The sequence below is a fragment of the Methylocaldum sp. genome, from assembly GCF_035627495.1.
Classification (GTDB): domain Bacteria; phylum Pseudomonadota; class Gammaproteobacteria; order Methylococcales; family Methylococcaceae; genus Methylocaldum.
Genome location: NZ_DASPLO010000220.1, coordinates 1 through 2521, shown reverse-complemented (window position 1 = coordinate 2521; position 2521 = coordinate 1). Strand labels below are relative to the sequence as shown.

The 2521-nt window shown below is 56.0% G+C and carries 5 protein-coding genes; 4 read left to right on the top strand and 1 reads right to left on the bottom strand.

The window, feature by feature from the left end; translation table 11 throughout:
* The coding region (locus tag VEB01_RS22215; protein WP_324879364.1) for a hypothetical protein at window positions 1–245 on the bottom strand (245 nt) is incomplete at its 3' end.
* Between VEB01_RS22215 and VEB01_RS23295 the strand changes: the two genes are divergently transcribed.
* The 4 genes from VEB01_RS23295 to VEB01_RS22200 all read left to right on the top strand — a co-directional run bounded on the left by VEB01_RS23295 (window position 225) and on the right by VEB01_RS22200 (window position 2228).
* Complete coding sequence (locus VEB01_RS23295) at window positions 225–371, top strand: sunset domain-containing protein (protein ID WP_475442342.1); 147 nt, start codon at window positions 225–227, stop codon at window positions 369–371. The genes VEB01_RS22215 and VEB01_RS23295 overlap by 21 nt on opposite strands.
* 25 nt (window positions 372–396) lie before the next feature.
* The gene (locus tag VEB01_RS22210; protein WP_324879362.1) at window positions 397–726 is read left to right on the top strand and encodes a hypothetical protein; all 330 of its coding nucleotides are present in this window, start codon (window positions 397–399) and stop codon (window positions 724–726) included.
* A gap of 137 nt (window positions 727–863) precedes the next feature.
* Window positions 864–1616: a ferredoxin--NADP reductase gene (locus tag VEB01_RS22205; protein WP_324879360.1), complete on the top strand. Its 753-nt coding sequence runs from the start codon at window positions 864–866 to the stop codon at window positions 1614–1616.
* Window positions 1617–1805: 189 nt separating this feature from the next.
* Entirely contained in the window at window positions 1806–2228 is a 423-nt protein-coding gene (locus VEB01_RS22200) for a hypothetical protein (protein WP_324879358.1), read from the top strand.
* Window positions 2229–2521: the final 293 nt, after the last annotated feature.

Here is a 2521-nt window from a genome sequence, read left to right as displayed (position 1 = left end):
ACTCGCACAAGATGACGACCTCCGGCCGAAACGATGCCTCGGTTGGGGGCAAAATAACAACAGTATCCTGATATCGACTCAACAACGGCCCACTCGGGGTCGAATATCGCCGTCTCAAACCGGTTTTTCGAGGTACCCAATTCAGTCACTTCGACTCCGGAACCAGCCGCTACCGCAGCACCAACAACCCAAGCTTCCTCCGCGCCGCCCGATACCTCGGGAAATTGCCCGAAAACAACGCCCATCAAGGTTTCCAAAAAGGGAATCTATCACACCCCCGGCAGTCCCAATATGAGCGCACCAAAGCCAAGAGTTGCTTTGCCCCAGTAGAAGCCGCGCAGACGGCAGGCTTCCGCGTACCGAGGCAATAGTTGGGTAACCGTTGGAGAGTATACGATGCAAACAGGAACCGGTAATGCTCAGAGCATCGAGGTCTTTATCATAGAGGAGAATGGTACTTCTAGGCCGGGAGAACTGGAGAAGGCGGAGGAAACGATCATTCAGCGCTTGGACCACACCTTACAGCAAGATGCCAGCTTTCAGGCGACGTATCCTGGCGCCCGATTGGTTCGGATTGATTCTATGCGTGGATTGAAGGATTCCGACGAGGGACGCTTTTGCCTGCGCTATCAATTCGACGGAGGGATAACAGAATTCTGGGGCCATGTAGCCGATCGAGCGAATGTGGATATGAAGCAGGGCATTGTTAGCGCCGCGCAAGATTAATCACCACTTGGTATAAGGCCGTCTCATTCCGGATAGATCATCGAGATTTTCGACCTCGGCGAGCCCCATCTCCACGACGACTTCCGGCGTGCCGCATGATGAGTTTTCGGGACCGACAGCCGAGGAAGGGAACAGCCATGGACAAACGGAAATGGACAGAAGGCCGGGTGGTCGAGCTGTACCGCTGGACCGACCGGCTGTATTCGATCCGGGTCGACGCTCCGGTCGAAGACTTTGAAGCCGGGCAGTTTGGGCGGCTCGGGCTTGGTATGGACGATGAATTCATCGCCCGCCCCTATTCTTTCGTCAACGCTCCCGAAGAGCGTCCGCTGGATTTCTATTTCATTACCGTACCGGGCGGTCCTTTGACGACGCGGATGGCCACCTTACACTCGGATGATCTGATTTGGGTGGCGCGCAAGCCGGCCGGCTTTTTCACCCTGAGCGAGGTACCTAATGGCGAGGCGCTCTGGATGCTCTCGACCGGCACCGCCGTCGGGCCTTTTCTGTCCATTCTCAAGACCGAAGAGCCTTGGCGACGCTTCGAGAGAGTGGTCTTGGTGCATGCTGTGCGCACCGCTCAAGAGCTGAGCTATCAAGACATCCTCCGCAGCTTTGAGAACGGGCACCCTGAACAATTTACAATGATCCGGCTGGTGAGTCGCGAAGTGCATCCGGAGTCCTTACGGGGCCGCATTACTGATGCTATTTTGGATGGCCGGTTGGAGGAACAGGCCGGCCTTACGCTCAAAGGCAAGGGCACGCAGGTGATGCTGTGCGGCAATCCGGACATGCTCCGGGATGCCACTATTCTGCTCGTTGAACAGCGCGGGCTCACTGAAAATCGTCGAGGCAGGCCCGGGCAGATCACGATGGAGCGGTACTGGTGAGAACGATGAACTGAATGACGACCGATTGCCTTGTAGGCAAGGCGAGTTTTTCATAGCCCAGCTCAACACGAGACACCGAGCTACAGTTGGCTCCTGTCCAATATTGCGCTGACGTAGGACGAACCGCGGCGCGGGCGACTTGATACTTCGATGGATTTTCCACCTCAACTTTGTGCCTGGCAAGCAGCGATGATTACAACAATCGAGTTTATGGGAATTCAGGAGGCCATGGCATTGAGTCCGCCACGGACCGGCGCGATGATCTCCATTGTGGATTCGGCGCACAATCCAGCGTTCACTCTCTCAGGATGGTCTGAAATTAAATATTTCCGCTTTGACGACCTCGTCTATCTACCTCTGGAGAATCCGCAGTACGTGTTGTTCGATGAGCAGATGGCCCGAGAAATCGTTGATTTTGTGCAGGATCTTCATGCCCTGGAACACCCCATTACACTGTACGTGCATTGCATGGCCGGCGTGTCCCGATCGGGAGCCGTCGCCTCCTGGATAGGGCAGGAGTTCGGCATTCCATTGCCGGACTATTTCCTAGCGCGGGCCAAGCCGAATCCGCGCGTGCTGTCCTTGCTCAGGCAGGCGAGTGAGAGCCTCTGAGCGGATCGATCAAGTGCCTGAATGAGCTGGATCACCTTCAAAAACCGCGTGCGTCTCACGGGCTACAAGCCGCGGAGCAGCTTACTGCGCCTTGCCGTGGAAGAACCGGATTGCACTCTACTAGCCACAGTGCCGTGAGGGACGAATGGACCGCCGCCCTCGATCATTGCTCGGCTTAGGATGAGCAACTAGACTCATCCTCGTGAATTCGGAATATCAGGAGGATTTTTATGTACGTGCCTTTGCAGCCGACTCTCGCGCTGGTGACCGGAATACTGATCTTGCTTGTGCCG

What these genes read in the sequence shown, in the direction of transcription:
- VEB01_RS22210 (WP_324879362.1), top strand. Translation starts at nt 397, where the DNA reads ATGCAAACAGGAACCGGTAATGCTCAGAGCATCGAGGTCTTTATCATA.
- VEB01_RS22205 (WP_324879360.1), top strand. Translation starts at nt 864, where the DNA reads ATGGACAAACGGAAATGGACAGAAGGCCGGGTGGTCGAGCTGTACCGC.
- VEB01_RS22200 (WP_324879358.1), top strand. Translation starts at nt 1,806, where the DNA reads ATGATTACAACAATCGAGTTTATGGGAATTCAGGAGGCCATGGCATTG.